This window comes from Shewanella glacialipiscicola, from assembly GCF_023283485.1.
Taxonomy (GTDB): domain Bacteria; phylum Pseudomonadota; class Gammaproteobacteria; order Enterobacterales; family Shewanellaceae; genus Shewanella; species Shewanella glacialipiscicola.
The window spans coordinates 28,583-46,265 of the sequence record NZ_JAKILU010000017.1; the positions used below are offsets into that span (position 1 = coordinate 28,583).

A 17,683-nucleotide genomic window follows, 5' to 3' on the forward strand; every position below is an offset into this window, starting at 1 on the left:
CCTAACGTGAAGCATTCGACAACGAAGCCGACTTACCACATGGGTCGGCTTTTTTGTGCCTAAAATTCAAGCCATTGAAAGATCGTTGATCTTTGCGATCGATAAGATTATAGTGATCAGCAATGTTTGAACTAACCATTCAAACAGCCCTAAAACATGTGGAATCAATATAATGCCTAATTATTTCAATGGCTGCGTACCTTTGCAGCACCAAAATTTAAGACACTTAAACCCCATATGCCAGCGTCAGTTGATCTTGAGATCATCTTTTCGTGAGTGCATTGTGGTAGTGTCTCATGCAAAAATCTAACGCAGATAAAGCACGTCAGAAGCGTCAGAGACTACGCAACGAAAAACGCGCAGCTGCTCTTCATGTAAAAAATAATAAGCATGATGTGGGCTCTAATGCCTATAAAGCTAGTCTTGACGGTTTTAAGCTTAAAGGTAGCCGTTTACCTCGATATTTTAATGTGGTGATCAACAATGCGCGCCGGCTGATTTATAGCCGAAAGTTAGACGTTGATAATGGTGGCGTATCACGAACTATGTCTGAACGTACTAAGCGAAAGCTATTTGAGATATCAGTTACATTGATAACTACATGCGATCTTATGAGCGGCCAAGTGGGTAAAGCTAAAAACATAGGGTTCGATCCTACCAGCCATGATGCACTCATGCTTGCTCACGCTAAGCGCTGGGGTGAAGCGATACCAAGCTCAACTTGGTATCGCTTTATCGATATGCTTAAACTTGCAGGCGTCTACCTGGTTCAAGAAGTTAAAAAAGCTGACGAAGAAGGTACTATTCGTTCTCGCGCTGCTTATAAGTGGCTATCACCTCAATTTTTACAATCGATTGGTGTTTATTCCGATGATATAAGAGCGCAAATTAAGTTTTCGTATCAGAAAGCTCTTGATAATGGTTTATCGTTTACGTGGCGCTGCTTCAAGCGTCAGCTGCCATTGAGGCAACGATTTACAGCGGATATGTTTTTCTCCTCTAACGTTAATCCCCCCAGTACGCATTAATCGCTATTTTAAGCTTACCGTCATATGGCGGCGCCCTTCCCTACCCCAACGATAAATAACAGCTAATTTTGCTAGTTAAAGGCTTACATTTCACTAAATTTTCATCTCTCTCTGTTAGCGATTGACGTTAATTCGTATGTTTTTCTCATAGGTTCGTAGCTCTTGTGGATAAGGTATGTATATCCTTATTAAATTGGGAGTAAGAAAAAGGAGTAAAATTCGGGAGTCCAAAAGCTTTTTTCTTTTAAGAGCTTACTTATTAGTAAAAGATAACTTATTAAAAGGAATCAAAAGCAGTGGATAAATCCACTAAATGCATAATGCCTCGCCAATTCCTAGCTAACGCTAGGGGCGATATCTAAAAACAGTGCTGTAAGTTAATTTTGTCTACGACCGTTAAAATTCAAACGCGCTGTATAGTAAGTCGCTAAAGAAAAAAGCGTCTAGCAGAAGGAATTTGCAAGCTAAGTGCCAAAGTGGCGAAGAAACGGAGTAAAACTGAGATTTCCAAAAGCAAGAGGAGTTGATCTTACAATAAAATGGTTGAACCATTTTATTGTAAGTTCACTTGAATATGAGCGAAGTAAGAAAGGTTAAAAATTTATAAAGGTATTTAGACCTAGCATTAAAGAGCAGGAACTTAATCCCTGCTCTCTATGGTTTATTGTTGAAGTGTTAGTTGTTTAAATACTCGCTGTTGTAACCAATCAGGTTTCGTTACTAACCATTGAATCAACAATCCCGATGGGATCATTGGTAAGTCGATTAGACGCGCTTTTTCAATTTGGTTATACTGAAATTGTGACATAAGTTTAGTTACCTTTATCCTAAGTTGTGGCACAGGCCAGTGATGATCTTGACCATCATCATTGGCCGTATTTTTATTCATCATTTCTCATTTCAATACCCTCAACTACCGTATTTTGTTGTTTGGCCACATTAACAGTCTGACCAAATTCGGGTACTTTTACCTTTAAAATAGAAATTCCATCGAATATAAGTATACACCTTAAATATTAAGGTATACACTTATATTTAATTATTTAAGGAGAATTTCATGGATAGCATGCAGGCTACAGAGACTTTTCAAGTGCTTAAAATGGGGGCTGATGCCTATATTAAGCGACGTAACCAACGGTTATTGTCAAATCACCGGAAAGAGTTGCGAAAATTTACGCGTGCGGAAGCCTTTACCTATTTGGACATTGACGCAAAAACACTTGATAAATATGTATCTACAGCAGATTTTGATCCAAGGCGGCATGAAGATTCTCAATGGCTAATCAACATAGAAGAAATGTATCAGTTACGAGATTTGCTGCCAGAAAACTTGCGTAAAGCATCTAAATTTAAGCGCAGTGATAACCAAAAAATGCAGGTTATTGTTATACAAAATCAAAAAGGTGGTGTTGGTAAAACCGTTTCTGCCGCAACAATCGCTTCAGGCTTGGCTACAGAGTTTCATCAAGAGTATCGGGTAGGCCTTATCGATATGGATGGTCAAGCTACTTTGTCCATGTATTACGCACCAGAAGCGGATCTAGAAGGTTGTTTATCTGTTGGCGATCTCATGATGAATAATTTTGATCTAGATGAAGGTGAGACTCTTGAACAAGTCGTTTCAAACGCATTCTTACCTACAACTATACCTAATCTCCGTATTTTGCCGGCATCACAAAGTGATAGAGCTATTGAAGGTTGGTTTCATGAACAAGTATTTGGTCAAAAGTTAAAGTCTCCTTACTCTCTTTTGAACACGATCATCAATGCTGTTCAAGATGAATTTGATATCATCATTATCGATACCCCTCCCTCATTAGGGTATGCAACTTATAATGCATATTTTGCCGCTACCAGTGTAGTTTTCCCGTTGTCCATCACAGAAAACGACATTGATGCTACTTGTTCCTATTTTAGTTATATCCCTCAAGTGTGGGCTTTATTGGCTAATGCTAATCATCATGGTTATGATTTTATGAAGATTTTAATTACAAATCATCGTGATAGCGCTACTACAACCGATCTAATGAATAGTTTATACGATCATTTTGCGCCTTATATGTACTCAAATGAATTTAAACATAGTGAAGCTATTCGTCAGTCATCTTCGTTGCTTTCTACCGTGTTTGATATGTCTAAGAGTGAATACCCTAAGAGTAAAGCGACTTTTCAAAGTGCACAGCAAAATTGTTATGAAGTAACCAGCCAAGTCCTAAGAGATATTGTGAACGTCTGGCGTGAACAGGAGCAAGCATAATGGCTAAAAAACGTGGGGTAATGAGCCCTCTAGGTAATGCAGTTGGTGCCGAAGAAGCACAAATAAATGCAGCCAAAGCTAATATTGAGTCTTTAAAACGCCAAATTACAACTGAAATAGAAAAAGTAAGTGAAGATGTTACGTTATCTCTTCAAAATCTATTTGGTCTTGAATCTGTAGGTAAAAGCTTCTTATGGCAATTAGCTTCTGGTGCTACCGCTACATTTACCGAAGCAACGTTATCATATGAACAAGTTCGCGATAGTACCTATGTGACTTTCGATGTTAACGGGCGTGACCAGGCATTATTAAATGCAGATTCTCTACAAGATCTCGACTCATTAGCCTTCCAGCAATTTTATCCAGCAGTCGCTAGAGAAGTGAATGGTAAACTCGATGTGCTAGATGGTTCTCGACGCAGAGCTTGGTTTTTACTGCAAAATGGTGAAGTTGATATATTTCGCATACTGGTAACTAAAGATGATATTTCACTTTCAGATGCTAAAGCTCTAGCTAAACAGCTCCAAACCGCAAAAGAACATAACCTACGTGAGATTGGCCAACAATGCTTATCTTTGGAAAAAGCGAATCCTAAGATTACACAGGCTGAAGTAGCTGCTCAACTTGGAATGAGTCAGGCTGGTGTGAGTAAAGCTTTAAAAGCCGCTAAGGTCGATGAACGTTTGGTAAAGCTTTTTCCTGTGGCTAATGACTTGTCACATACTGACTACGCTTTGCTGAATAACGTTATGGAAGTATATGAATTTGAAGATGAATTACTATTATTCATCAAGGATTTGACTAAAAAAGTTGTCATTATTCAGGCTGAATATTCAAGGGAAGAACGTAAATCAGCTATCATCAAAGCGATAAAAGCAGAACTTCAGATCGCTAAGGATATGAAGAATAAAGCACTGGTTAGTGTTACTAATCTTGCAACATTTGATAGTTCTGGCATTTATGCAAGAAAGCGTATTAAAGGGCGAAACTTTGCTTATGAATTTGGACGATTGTCTTTAGATATTCAACAGCAGTTAGATGTTGCTATTGCAGATGTTTTGAAAAAAAATAAATTTAACACAACATCTTAGATTATTGATTCGGTCTTGGTACGTAATACGTACAGTACACTTATTACATACTAAAACGCCTTAGCCACATTTTAAATATTGCCTATTTATAGCAGTAGATAACTTCAAATTATCTACTGCTATCGTTTTATTCGCGGTACATGACTTCAGATCGAGGTGTACATATAAGCTAGAAAGAATTGAAATTTTTCAGTGGTGAAAAATTCCAGAATCTCAGCTACCCATTTCTACATGGCTAAATTTGCCCAACGCGCCAAATATGTAAAGTTAGCTCGAAACGGGTTATCTCGAATTCGATAATTCCTCATACAGCTTGCTAGATAATTGCTGAGCCTCATTAAGCTGTTGAGTCGACAAGTTTTTAGCTGTTTCATCTCTATAATTAATAGACTCTACATCTCCTCCAGTTGCAGCAATAGAGAACCATGCATAGCCATTTTTAAAGTCCTGTTCGGTTCCTTGTCCAAGAACATAGAGAAATCCAAGTGCCTTTTGCGCTTCTAGATTTCCTTGTCTAGCTGATTTTAAATACCAAAAATGTGCTTTACTCCAATCTATTGGAACTCCATAGCCAAAGTTATAAGTATCGCCAACAATTTTTTCAGCGATATCACTTCCTTGCTCTGCTGCTTTTAGAAACCATGCTAAAGCACGTGTTTGATCTTTTTCCACACCAACAGCTGATGCATACATGGTTCCTATAGCTAACTGAGAGTAAATATTACCTTGCCCCGCGGCTTTTAAGTGCCATAAAAAAGATTTTGAAAAATCTCTCTCTATGCCATCACCAGCGGCATACATTCTGCCGACTATATTTTGTGCTTCTGGAAGTCCTTGTTGAGCGGCCTTTAAGTACCATTTAAAAGCCTGCCCTAAATTTTCAACTATTCCGTCGCCTGTTGCATATTTTGTTGCAACGATGATCTGAGCGTTCACATCACCTTTTTCAGCAGATATTAAATACCATTTAAATGCATTACTTAAATCTTGTTTTACCCCGTTACCCAATTCATAAGCTCGTCCAAGTATCAGTGAGGAAGTGGCATCCCCATTTTGTGCTGATTGGATGATATCTTTATTTAACTCGTTTCCAGTCAAAGCAAAAGAACTGCAACATAATACTAATAAAAATAGATAGTTGTGCTTTTCAAATTTCATAATCATTTCTGCTCTTCATATTAATTACTCTAAAAATCAACGCTTGGCGTCTCACTATCCGTCAAGGCTTGCTGCCAATATTCTGGTTCAGCATATCGAGCAACCAATGCATCGATATCTATTTTTGAGGTTGATGGACTAAACTCAAAATTGCCATACATATTGATGTGCTGCCATGCAACGGGCGAAATACTGTGAAGCTGAGCCAGTGCGTTTTGATCACCTACTTTTTGCTTCTGTTCATAGACACGAGATAGCAACACTGTGTTGTAGTAAATGACCGCGTTGGTGATGAGCCGAGAGCAATCATTCCAAATTTGTTGCTCCTCTTCCGTTTTTACTCTGAATTTTCCACCGTTAACAAATGCAACTGCTCGCCTGAGACGATGATAGGCTTCACCACGATTTAATGCTTTTTGTACACATTGACGTAAGCCAACATCGTCGACAAAATCGAGAATGTATAGCGTTCGGCATATGTTTTCCAACTCCCATAATGCTTTCTTGGTCTGATTCTGACGCGAATAACTCGAGAGTTTGCGAACAATCGTGGCTTGAGTAACATCTTTTTGAGCTAGCGATGCCATGATACGTTGAATATTGGGCCATTCACGTTCAATCAATTCATCGTTGGTTTTTCGGGCAGGCTTTATTAGCCAGTCACCACACTCATTGGGATGTTGTGAGCCGACTAACGTATCCATTTTCTTATGCAAATCACGATAACGAGGTGCAAAATGATATCCAAATGCATGCAAAATCCAAAAATTAACCTGATTGGTGCCATGGGTGTCAGTGGAATGCCGTTCTGGCTTTATATCAGAGGTATTGTTATGCAATAAATCGAAAACGTAATGGCTTTCATGTTCGTGAGTCCCAATAATCTTTGCATTTATAGGAACATGATTTGCAACCAACGTGTAGGCGCTGACACCTTTCTGTAAACCAAAATACTTGGGAGAATATCGAGCGTTAAGGGTGTTAATTTGCGTTTCTATCCGCTGACCATCGCTACTTGAATGAAGTGTGTCCTGAATATCATAGAGATGAAATGCGGGTAGCTGGCTGGTCGCATTACTAATCGCATCATTAGCCGCTCGTAATGTCTCCAAGCGTAGATAATTTCTTGATGTCCCCGCCATTGATGCTGAGCTAAGGCCTGAAACCTCAGCCATTTTTGCTAACCCCATGTTTGTTCCCATCGCAACAATACAGGCGAAAATTTCACGGGGATCAGCTTCATGCTTTACATAACGATCTAATACATGGGTAAATGCATTTAAAAATCCAGTATTACCCGCAACAAACCACAGTAGATCCGCAATACCAATTCCTGGTAACTGGCTGTAAAAATCGCTATTAACGGATTCATCACTGCTCGGATAAAGCAGCTTCCAACGACGCTTTTCGGCAGCCCCAATTACTTTAATATGTTTGTTGACCCCATCAGAAATATGTTGGTTAATCGCACTATAACGTGCTGCTAGCATAGTATGAAATACAGCCAGAGTATCTTGGATAGGGGCCAATAAAATGGGTGCACCAATATCTTGCAATACTCGTTCTTTATCCTGCCATCTAAGATCGCTTATTAAGTCATCTTCAAAGCGGCGAAATTCATTACTATGTTTAACGTACACATCACCCGCTTCCAGTGAGTTGCGTAGTAGGCGATAGACCAAAAACTCATAGCGATCTACATCTAGCGTTTTAAATGTTTTACCCTCTTTACTAAACAAATATCGGCGTAAACCTTTAGGAATAATCTCAGTCGGAAATGCATTAGGATCAGTTTGCCTTGGTGATTTTTCTGTGCGTAACAAGTTTTGTAAAAAACCGATAGCTTCAAGCAAAGGAGAGTCTTCTACACGTCCGGCAAAATCCAGATCAGTAAAAAGTTGCCTTAAGTTACGTTTGAATGTGGCGGATAATTTTGTGTAATGTAACCATTCAAATGCCGTTTTGTCGAAAGCAATATTGCGTAAGTAATCAGCAACTAATGGGAATCTCTCTTGTTCAAGCAATGCATAGGCTTTTTCTTTAATAATGGAAAAAGGTGTGTCATCGGTGATGGTGTCATCCGTAAACAGGCTCAATACATGACCCGCAGCCTGTAAATTTTTCGCTGCATTGGTAACCGCATTATTCATTGCTTCTTCAGCGGCACGCTTGGCCTGTTTCTCGTATTGATCGACCCAATGGAGCAATGCTTCAATTAAGTTGTCATTAATTTGCTGAAACCGATGAAAAGCAAAAAACAGCAGATATAACTGAGCAGTCTCTTTTTTCATGCGTTGAAGTTTATAAGTGGTATAAAACTTAACCATAGAAGCATAATACTTGCCGCTTTCATTGGAGATCCCCGCTGTTATGAGGAACTGCTTGGCAAACTCATGTAGAGGCTGGAAAAACTGCCGCCGTGCGACTTCATGTCGCAATTCTTTATAACTGAAATCTTTAGCTTCATGTTTTAATGCGCTGACGCGAAATACTCCTGACTCAGCCCGAAGCAAAGCCGCTAATTGCTGATCGATAAGTGAAGTCATGCAAGTGCTAAGTAATCGAGCAATACGGGTGCGTTCATAAGCCACCACTCTACCAATCATCTCTTGCATATACCGATAACTGGGCATGACAATACGGTGTAATGCTAAGTATTGGGTTAATTCACGAAAGATAAAGATAGGTTGTGTCGATAGCATCGCAACCCGCTGTGCTTTATCTTCCAAATCAACTTTTACCTCATTATCACATTGTTTATACTGGAATAAATCAAGAATTGCTCGTTGTTGTTCAGCCCTAATCGGTCTTGAGGGACTTTTCAGCCTTGAAAGCGTTTTGGTGGGAAAGTACAGCGCGGCAATGTAATCCAAGTCATTTAGTACTGACGATTCTTGTTCATAACTGAAAAACTGCCGTTTGGCTTTGAAATAGCCCAGTTGCAATACTAAATGGGCTGCCACAGAAAACGTTCGGGTATTGTCGAATAGCTCGCGCTCTTTAGCACTTAAGTCAAAATATAATCGACGATCATCATCTGAGAAATGAGGTAATCCAAACAGTTCATCTATTTCATCAGTTGACAAAATAGATGGGGTCCGCTTGGAAAACGGAAAATATCCTACGCTAAGCCTGTTTTTTGTACAGACTACTATTCACTGAGCGTAATGCGCGGTATTTACCCTGTCCCAGTTTGAGGTTTGTTCTCCAGACGTAATCCCCGCTCAGGTTGATATGTTCCCATCCCAGCGGTGACAGATGGGTAATCAGTTGCTCATTAATCGCGATCCCTTTCCGTCTCAATGAATCTACCGCTCTTTCTATATAGACCGTATTCCACAGCGAGATCGCCGCAGTCAGCAATGTCAACCCACTTGCCCGGTAACTCTGGTTTTCCAGTCCCCGATCTCTGATTTCCCCCAGCCGGTGCATAAAGACTGCTCGCGCAAGGGCATTACGGGCCTCACCTTTATTCAACCCAGCCTGTACTCGTCGACGCAGCGAAGGATCCCGGAACCAGTCCAACATAAACAATGACCTTTCTATGCGGCCAACCTCCCTCAGAGCCTTTGCCAGACCATTCTGTTTAGGATAGCTGGCCAGCTTTTTCATCATCAGTGATGCTGTTACCGTTCCCTGCTTTATAGAACTTGCCAGACGCAGTACCTCATGCCAGTGGGTTTCAATTTCCTTCAGATTCAGGCTGGTTGAGGAGATGATTGACTGAAGCCCCGGATACAACTCAGCTTTCCCATGAATAAACAGCCGCTTGTCATGAAGATCCCGGATCCTTGGCGCAAAAGCGAATCCGAGCAGATGCATTAGCGCGAAAACATGCTCAGTGAAACCTGCGGTGTCAGTATAATGCTCTGTAATTTCCAGATCGGTTTCGTGATACAGCAGACCATCAAGTACGTGTGTTGAATCCCGAACACGGCTGATGACTTTGGTGTAAAACGGGCTGTACTGGTCCGAAATATGTGTATAAATTTGCACGCCTGGCTCCTGACCGTATTTCAGATTGACCTGACCCGCATAACGCCCGTGACTCCCCACCCGAAAGTTCTGTCCGTCAGACGATGACGTTGTTCCATCGCCCCAGAATGCTGCCAGAGGCCGCTTTTTCTGCGCATTAACCAACTCGGCCAGCGCGGCTGAATAGGTTTCATCCCTGATGTACCAGGCCTGAATGCCCTCGAGTGACGATTTTGTCGTTCCCGGACAGGATTCGGCCATTTTTGTCAGCCCAAGGTTGATCCCATCGGCAAGAATGGTGGTCAGTAACAACTTTCTGTCTTTAGGTCTGATGTGATTGTTCTTGAGATGGGTGAAATGGCGGGTAAAACCAGTCCAGCCGTCCACTTCATCCAGCATTTCAGTAATTTTAGGATGAGGTAGCATGCCGTAAACCAGATCGCCAAAAGGGGATGCTGTTGAAGGAACACTATTATCCAGCGGGGTAATTTTCACGCCTTTATCCGATATATCAACATCGGGTAAATCACCGGCCAGCGCCATTGCATTAACTTCCTCCAGGCGCGATGCCAGAAGCGTCAAACGGCTCTCAATGTATTCATGGCAATCGCCCGGAACAGCAAGGGGTAACTGGTTATCCTTGAGTGATTTTTCAAAATCGCCGGACGGGATCAGATAATCATCGAAATTCCTGTAACGGCGTGATCCCTTTACCCAGATATCGCCAGAACGTAATGCTCCCTTCAGCTCATTCAGCACGCAAAATTCGTAATATTTTCGGTCAATGCCGGTGGGGGTAATCACAACTTTTCTCCAGCTTTCCGGGATGAAACCGATTGGTGCGGAAGGTGGTACTTTTCGGAGTTGCTTTCGATACATCTCTTTGACGGTATCCAGCGCGTCACCGAGCTGCATTGCAGCGGGAGCAGCCCTGAACTGCAACGCTGACAGCATCCGGGGCGCGTATTTACGCAGCGTACTGTATTTTTCTGTGATCAGATGCAACGGATCGAAGTTGTCCTTACGTGACAGGAACCGCGTCTCTTCCACGCTGTTGATGAATTCCTGCCAGGGAAGCACGTCTTCTATTGCGGCCCAGGGATCTTCCCCAGACTCTCTGGCGTTAAGTAAGGCCTGCCCGACGGTAACGTATTGCTTCAGTTTACTCTGAATCAGCTTTCCCGTTTGCTGGAGCCGCTCGGCCTGAGTGCGTTTTGCCCTGCTGAACAGACTGCCCAGAATACGCTCGTGCAGATCAATAACTTCATCAGTCAGGGTGGCTCTGGCTTCCGATATGATACAAACCAGCGAGGCATAACGGCGAACATCCGTGAATTTTGCCAGGTCCCGGCTACTCATTTTCCTGCCTTCGCGTGCGAGTTTCAGGAGCCGGTTCTGATGCACGGAAAGCGCAATACCGTCAGGCAGTGCCAGCGACTCTATCGCATTTAACCTGTCGATATGTTGCAGGACATTTTTGCCGTTTATTTTTCCCGGAGGCTGAAGCAACCAGGCCAGCCGTGAAGGTTGTTCACCCTCAGATACCAGCAGGCGGTCCAGTGCCGCTTTTTGCCCCGGTTCAAGCTGCTCGGTCAGCGCAGAAAAAACCGCTCTGTCAGCAAGCGTTGTTGCTTCAGCAAGGGTTCGTTCGATCACCTCAACAGAGGGGAAAATAATCTTATTACTGTGGAGCCAGGAGAGCATTTCTTCCGCAAGTAAAAAACCTCTGTCTGTCCGCATGGCGTGGGGATAAAGGTGGCGAATACAGTTTTTTTGCAGCGCCCGGCTGAAGGGGGATAATTCAAGGTAGCGGTAGAGTTCAGCCAGATGTTCCCAGCGGGTGACCTCTCTTGATGCATACTCTGCCCACAGATCAGGCTGAAGTTTCAAATGAGCCGCAAGCCGGGAAACAACCCCGTAGTGAGGGGACTCATTATTGTCGGGTGGAAATCCTGGCCCTCGCAAATAGCAAAGTAAAACAGCAAAGCCCAGGCGGTTAGCTGGTCTGCGATGTTTATTAATAAGCGCGAGGTCATGTTCGTTCAAAAAGCACATGCGCGTCAGAAGAACGTCATCTTCCGGCACAACCAACAAGCGTTCTTTTTCTTCACTACTGAGTATTTGTCTCCGTGGCATAAATGCTTCCTCTGCATATAGTTTATTTACGTTATTTCTTGCCCTGACCGAAACCGGTCGGTTTCGTACACTACTCTGCAAATCTGTCCGAAAGTAAGTGAAATTCATTTCGTACATGCGTTATGATTCGTACATCCATTTCGTACATAAAATATCACTATGTCACGTGTTTTTGCTTACTGCCGGGTCTCTACCCTGGATCAGACCACCGAAAATCAGAGCAGAGAAATCGAGGCTGCCGGTTTTACCGTCCGGCCCCAGCGACTGATTGAAGAACATATCAGCGGTTCGGTTGCCGCCGGTGAACGACCAGGCTTCACCCGACTGCTTGATCGCATGGAAAATGGCGACGTGCTGATTGTCACCAAGCTGGACCGTCTTGGGCGTAATGCCATGGATATAAGAAAAACAGTTGAGCAACTGGCTGCGTCAGATATTCGAGTTCACTGCCTTGCGCTCGGAGGTGTTGATCTGACAAGTGCTGCCGGGAGAATGACTATGCAGGTTATTTCAGCGGTGGCGGAATTTGAGCGGGATCTGTTGCTTGAGCGCACACATTCAGGTATTGCGAGGGCAAAAGCGGCAGGAAAGCGGTTTGGCCGTCCTTCCACACTGAATGAAGAACAGCAACTTTCTGTGATTGAACGCATTAACACCGGGGTCAGTATCAGCGCCATTGCCCGGGAGTTTAATACCACCCGGCAAACAATTCTTCGGGTAAAGGCAGGTAAGCAATAATCCCAGACCCAAGATTCCAGCGTTGACAGTCTGCTCAGTGCCAGAAGCGGATATTACAATGTGCAGGTATTAAAGTCCGCTATTAGTCGTTAGCAGAACGTTAGTGTAAGGGCGATGAGCAGCGCAGCGGGTTATGGTCCCAGTATTCTGTGTAAATTATCTTGGCCGGTTTCAATATTATGCTGTAAAAATCATGGTAACAACAGAGTTTAAAATTAATCACTCATAGATAGTAATTTTTTGGTAATAGGTTTGCCAGACCTCACGCTAGTACAACCGAATAGGTATTACGACCACGTTGTTTACTTAAATACAGCTGCTGGTCTGCCAGTTCTATAATATTACTATCGTAGCCTTTCGCTTCATCGGCGACGGCAATGCCAACACTGATGCTCAGTTTGGTGGCGGGAGTTTGGGGGTGTGCGATATCTAATTCCAATACATGATGCAGCATCTTTTTTGCCACGGTTACTGCGCCATTTATATCGGTATCGGCTAGCAACACTACAAATTCTTCACCTCCATAGCGGGCGACCGTGTCAGCCTGTCGCCCGTTATGCTTTAGGGCACTGGCCACTTTACGTAAAGCATCATCTCCTGCTAAGTGGCCAAACGTATCGTTATATTTCTTAAAGTAGTCGATATCAATCATCAATACTGCAAGAGGACTCAGTTTACGTCTATGTTGGGCAAGTTGGATTGATAAAACGTTATCAAAATAGCGGCGGTTATAAATACCGGTTAACCCATCCAGATAAGCGAGAGAACGCAGTAAGTCAGCTTGTCTTTTCAGGGCTAAGTGAGCCTTTACCCGGTTACGTAATGTATTTGTATTAAATGGCTTTTGAATAAAATCGACGCCACCTGCATCCCAGCAGGCATCTTCATCCGTTTCATGCTGCAAGCCTGTGACGAATATGACCGGGATATCTGCCAGTTGTTTATCGGCTTTTAATTGCCTGCATGTTTCTAATCCATCCTGCTCAGGCATTACTACATCTAACAAAATGAGATCAGGCCGACTGTCGTGGCAAACTTTTATTGCCTGTTTGCCGCTTGTGGCCATCAGAATATTGTACTCGTTGCCTAAAACCTGAAAGACAATCTGAATATTAATAGGTTGATCATCGACAACTAAAATGGTTGCAGGGAATTGGCTGATAGCTACATTTGGTATAGTGTCAACTGACATATAAACTACTCTTTGAATTGACTTAACATTTTATCAACTATCACGACTGCTTGCTCAAAAGTCAAGTTGACTAGAGCCTCTTCAAGCTCTTTATTTAGTTCAGGTGTTTGAGCCTGCAGTGACGGTGCCAATTGCTGATAAAGTGGCAACGCTGCCATGTTGGCAAGATTGAGATGTTGCTTTAGCGTCATTAACTGAGCTGCCTGTTCCGTCCGGCTAACAGGGGCTTGTGCGGTAGCTATTTGCTGTTCCACTTGTAATAATTTCACCAAGTCTGTAGCGGTGTTAAGAGTTAACTTCAGTATATCCAGAACGTTGTTATCTACCTGATAACCGTCATCACTGTGCTCACGCAGCTCATCTTCCAAGCGGGCAGTAAGCTTTGCCAGATTGCTAAAGCCAAGTGTGCCTGCAGCACCTTTTAAACTATGAAACAACAATCGTGCATTACGACGGGTAAGTGTTTTATCCTCTAGTTGTTGTAATGCTTGCCTAAGGTCCTGCTCAAATTGCTTTAATACATTGACATAAATCGTCAGGGAATAACCAAGGCGCTGAACAGCAGCTTCGAGTTCAATATGATGCTGCTGGCAGAACGCTAACGCTGCCTGATCAAAATTCAGGTTTGATTTATTAACTTGTTTGACGTGAGGTGCTTTTTCTGCTTTATGATGGCTGAGAATTTTGGTCGTCAACTCGTTAAGATCAAAAGGTTTTGCGATGTGGTCTTGCATACCTGCTGCCAGGCAAGCGGCTATATCATCAGACATGGCGTGCGCTGTAATAGCAATAATCGGCAGCAACTGATGTCTAGGTAGCTTTCTAATCTCACGAGTGGTTTGATAGCCATCCATTCCCGGCATTTGTATGTCCATCAGTACCATATCAAAGTGCTCTGCCGTACTTTCCAGCATCTCTAACGCTTCCTCACCGCTGCTAGCAATTTTGATGGTCGCCCCTAGTTGCTGCAGTAACTCACTGGCAACCAGCTGGTTCGTCAAATTATCTTCTACCAGCAGTAAGGATATTCCCTGCAATGGCAGCTCGTGCGGGAGGGGGGAGGTCGGGAGCGACAGGTCGAGATCGCCAAAAACAACACTCTTTACTGCCTGTAACATCATATTTTTTGTAACAGGTTTAATTAAAAATCCATCCAGATAGCGCTCATAATCGTTATTTTGCTCATCGAGCAGTTCTTTTCCATGAGCGGTAATCATTACAATCAGTGAAACCACGCTACTATGCAATTCCCGTAGCTCGCGAGCGAAGGTTAGGCCATCTTTACCCGGCATACGCCAGTCTACGAAAACGACATCATAGCGAGTACTATCGCGGTGGGCTTGCTTGACTAATAGTGACGCCTCTTGCGCATCGGACGCAATCTTTGCCTGCCATCCCAACGAGACCGCAATACCTTGTAAAATTATTCGCGCACTGTCGTTGTCATCGACAATCAACACGCTCAACTTTTCATTACTACGAGTAAACGTTTGAGAGTTTTGGATCGCCCTCTTCTCCGCATTGCGTACGACGACGTTAAAGCTAAAGGTACTTCCACAACCAAATTCACTCTCTACGCCGATTTCACCACCCATCAAATTCACCAAGCGCTTACTGATGGCTAAACCTAAACCTGTCCCGCCATAGCGACGACTTATTGAAGAATCTGCTTGTTGAAAACCGGAAAAAAGAGCGTTCTGTTGCTCCAGCGTGATACCGATCCCAGTATCTTTAATACTGAAAGACAAGTTAATCTCGCCCTCTGGCAGTGATTGAGACCTAATTGAGATGAGTATTTCACCCTTATCAGTAAATTTTATGGCATTGCCGACCAGATTTATCAGGACTTGTTTAATACGGAAACTATCACCTAACAAATGCTCAGGCACATCCGCTGTGACATCGTATAGCACTTCCAATCCTTTTTGCTCTGCACTAGATGAAAAAACAAGGCCGATATCCTGCAGCAAATCCGTCAAACTAAATGGATGCGGGTCTAGCTCCAACTTACCGGCTTCAACTTTTGAGAAATCCAGAATATCATTTAACAAGGTAAGCAAAGACTTAGCTGCACTATAGGCTTTTTCTATATAGTCGGCCTGGCGTTGATCCAGCGTGCTGTTGGCTACCAATTGTAATAATCCCAGAACTCCATTCATCGGCGTGCGGATCTCGTGGCTCATATTTGCCAAAAACTCAGATTTTGCTTTATTAGCAGACTCAGCTTGTTCTTTTGCTTGTGCCAGTTCCGCTTCGTATTTAAGTTGTTTAGTTAAATCAAACGCGATACCAAGAAAGCCTGCTAGCTGACCTTGCTCATCTTTTAGTGCACTGCGATTTAGTTTTACTTGCACCTGTTCACCGGTTTTTGTCAGGTAGGTCCAGCGCACATTATCCGTTTGCCCCAGACGCGCTTTCGCTACAAGGGTTTCAAAACCGACCGCGATGTTGCTACCGAGCTCAGTGGTCAGCTTAGCGGCATGGTGCTCCACTTCTGCGGGCAGATGAAAAATAGACGGGGTTTGTTGGAAAAGGACCTCCTCTGCGCGATAGCCTAAGAGTTTTTCTGCTGCTGGATTAAAGGCCGTAATAATGCCTTCTTCATCGGTAGCGATAATTGCGTAGCCCGCGCTGCTAAGAATACTGCGCTGCAAGATATTAACACGTGAAATCTCCGCCGTTCGCAGTGCGACCTGCTGTTCAAGCTCAGCATTCGCTTTTAGTAAAGTTTGCTCTGCAATACTTGCCAGCTCCTGCTTATGACGGATTAACTGACTTCTGCGCATTAACATAAGTTGCAGTAGATACACGCCAAAGGCCAGGATGGTACTGACTGCCATTACTTCAAAAAATAAGCTGGTGCCAGAGCGCAGTTGCAGTTCATTAATAAAGCGATTGGTTGGCGTAAGCGACAGCTGCCATTGGCGGCCAAATACAGAGAGATTTAATTTATGTTGTAGAGCAGCGTCGTAAGTGTCTTTCACTTCTTGGCTGAAGAACTCGATTGGCGTTTGTTCGGTAATGTCACTGATTTGCAGAAAGACATCGTTTTCCAGACCAGCAACTGAATTAAGGACGTAGTTAATCAGGATTGGGGCGTAACTCCAGCCAAATAAATGTTCAAGCCGTTGCCGACTATCTTGTGGCACGGTTGTTGTTTTATATACCGGCATTAACATTAAAAAACCCTGTTGAGCTCGCTCATTTGCTTGTACTAAGGTAATGGGCGCTGTTAACCTCACATCGTTATTGAACGCCGCATCTAATGCTGCCTTGCGGCGCATTGCTTCGGAACCAATATCAACCCCCACGGCCTCTCGGTTGTTTTGCTCAGGTTCAATATAGGTGATCACAAAAAGGCTATCTTGGTGTGGCGTAAGCTGCCTGATTTGGAAGTTGTAGCTTGGTCGCTCGGCAGCCATCCGGTCTAGAAATGCCGCAGTTTGGTTTGGTTCAACTTTGATGATTAAACCAAAACCATGAGCCCCTGGAAACTCCCTTTTATAGTCTCGCACTTGCGTATAGACCTGCATATCGTTGTAATCAAAATGCTCAGGGGATACCGACATTACTGCACCACGGGTGCCGCGCAAACCATATTGATACAGCGTGACCTTTTCCTGAACCCCTTCTGCAATTAGATTTAACCTGACAGTAACCGCATCACTAATTCGCTTTGCTTGGGTTTGTTGTTGCTGATCTACCATGGATGTTGCCACAAAGTAGCCAATAACTAATAACCCTAACGGTAGCCATAATAACCCTAACGGTAGCCATAATGACATTAACCAACTGCGTAATGAAAATTTGGGAACAGAGATAAGTGACTTCATTTAATGCTCAGGAGGCTCCGATTGATATAAAAAGGGTAGGGCCGATAATTTAGATGGAAAACCAAAATCAAATTCAGAAACAATCCAGCAACTGATTTGCCTGTAGGACTCGCTCATTATGAAACAGTCGCACCAGCGCGCCGTGTTTTTAAAACAAGTTGAGCCAACCAGTAAATTAGAAACTTATTAAAAATATCAATCTAAGCTCAAAAAGCAAAACTTTCAAGTTGCATTGAGCTTATGTCGATATGAATAGTCATATTTAATCTACAGAG

At 43.1% G+C, this 17,683-nt stretch carries 10 protein-coding genes; 4 read left to right on the forward strand and 6 right to left on the reverse strand.

Translation table 11 applies throughout. From position 1 onward, the window contains the following. Positions 1–296 precede the first annotated feature (296 nt). Entirely contained in the window at positions 297–1,028 is a 732-nt protein-coding gene (locus tag L2717_RS12985) for a hypothetical protein (protein WP_012197907.1), read from the forward strand. 661 nt (positions 1,029–1,689) lie between these two features. On the opposite strand, the gene L2717_RS12990 is transcribed toward L2717_RS12985, so the two are convergent. Continuing rightward, entirely contained in the window at positions 1,690–1,917 is a 228-nt protein-coding gene (locus L2717_RS12990) for a hypothetical protein (protein ID WP_014358140.1), read from the reverse strand. Positions 1,918–2,085: 168 nt separating this feature from the next. Between L2717_RS12990 and L2717_RS12995 the strand changes: the two genes are divergently transcribed. Both L2717_RS12995 and L2717_RS13000 read left to right on the forward strand, forming a co-directional pair. Then, positions 2,086–3,285, forward strand: a complete 1,200-nt coding sequence (locus tag L2717_RS12995; RefSeq protein ID WP_107881355.1) for a ParA family protein — start codon at positions 2,086–2,088, stop codon at positions 3,283–3,285. Beyond that, the gene (locus L2717_RS13000; RefSeq protein WP_107881353.1) at positions 3,285–4,376 is read left to right on the forward strand and encodes a ParB family protein; all 1,092 of its coding nucleotides are present in this window, start codon (positions 3,285–3,287) and stop codon (positions 4,374–4,376) included. The genes L2717_RS12995 and L2717_RS13000 overlap by 1 nt, the downstream gene beginning before the upstream one ends. 282 nt (positions 4,377–4,658) lie before the next feature. Here L2717_RS13000 and L2717_RS13005 read toward each other — a convergent pair whose 3' ends face one another. The 3 genes from L2717_RS13005 to L2717_RS13015 are packed head-to-tail and all read right to left on the reverse strand — an operon-like array spanning position 4,659 to position 11,645. Then, positions 4,659–5,534, reverse strand: coding sequence for a tetratricopeptide repeat protein (locus L2717_RS13005; RefSeq protein WP_181317832.1), 876 nt, complete (start codon positions 5,532–5,534; stop codon positions 4,659–4,661). Positions 5,535–5,563: 29 nt separating this feature from the next. Further along, positions 5,564–8,620 (reverse strand): Tn3 family transposase, encoded by a 3,057-nt coding sequence (locus tag L2717_RS13010; protein ID WP_246611749.1) that lies wholly within the window; start codon positions 8,618–8,620, stop codon positions 5,564–5,566. Between the two features lie 40 nt (positions 8,621–8,660). Further along, positions 8,661–11,645, reverse strand: coding sequence for a Tn3 family transposase (locus tag L2717_RS13015; RefSeq protein ID WP_043495657.1), 2,985 nt, complete (start codon positions 11,643–11,645; stop codon positions 8,661–8,663). Between the two features lie 159 nt (positions 11,646–11,804). Here L2717_RS13015 and L2717_RS13020 point away from each other — a divergent pair, with 159 nt between their 5' ends. Next, a complete protein-coding gene (locus L2717_RS13020; protein WP_086903633.1) occupies positions 11,805–12,383 on the forward strand; it encodes a recombinase family protein in 579 nt (192 codons plus the stop codon). A gap of 262 nt (positions 12,384–12,645) precedes the next feature. Here the strand turns inward: L2717_RS13020 and L2717_RS13025 are convergent, their stop codons facing one another. Next, positions 12,646–13,575 carry a diguanylate cyclase gene (locus L2717_RS13025; protein ID WP_107881349.1) on the reverse strand — a complete coding sequence of 310 codons (930 nt, stop codon included), beginning with the start codon at positions 13,573–13,575 and terminating at the stop codon, positions 12,646–12,648. A gap of 5 nt (positions 13,576–13,580) precedes the next feature. After that, on the reverse strand, positions 13,581–17,282 hold the full coding sequence (locus tag L2717_RS13030; protein WP_246611748.1) for a CHASE domain-containing protein: 3,702 nt from the start codon (positions 17,280–17,282) through the stop codon (positions 13,581–13,583). Positions 17,283–17,683 lie beyond the last annotated feature (401 nt).

Coding starts and splice junctions, on each gene's coding strand:
- L2717_RS12990 (WP_014358140.1), bottom strand. CDS start 1,917: ATGAATAAAAATACGGCCAATGATGATGGTCAAGATCATCACTGGCCT.
- L2717_RS13000 (WP_107881353.1), top strand. CDS start 3,285: ATGGCTAAAAAACGTGGGGTAATGAGCCCTCTAGGTAATGCAGTTGGT.
- L2717_RS13005 (WP_181317832.1), bottom strand. CDS start 5,534: ATGAAATTTGAAAAGCACAACTATCTATTTTTATTAGTATTATGTTGC.
- L2717_RS13015 (WP_043495657.1), bottom strand. CDS start 11,645: ATGCCACGGAGACAAATACTCAGTAGTGAAGAAAAAGAACGCTTGTTG.
- L2717_RS12985 (WP_012197907.1), top strand. CDS start 297: ATGCAAAAATCTAACGCAGATAAAGCACGTCAGAAGCGTCAGAGACTA.
- L2717_RS13030 (WP_246611748.1), bottom strand. CDS start 17,282: ATGGTAGATCAGCAACAACAAACCCAAGCAAAGCGAATTAGTGATGCG.
- L2717_RS12995 (WP_107881355.1), top strand. CDS start 2,086: ATGGATAGCATGCAGGCTACAGAGACTTTTCAAGTGCTTAAAATGGGG.
- L2717_RS13020 (WP_086903633.1), top strand. CDS start 11,805: ATGTCACGTGTTTTTGCTTACTGCCGGGTCTCTACCCTGGATCAGACC.
- L2717_RS13025 (WP_107881349.1), bottom strand. CDS start 13,575: ATGTCAGTTGACACTATACCAAATGTAGCTATCAGCCAATTCCCTGCA.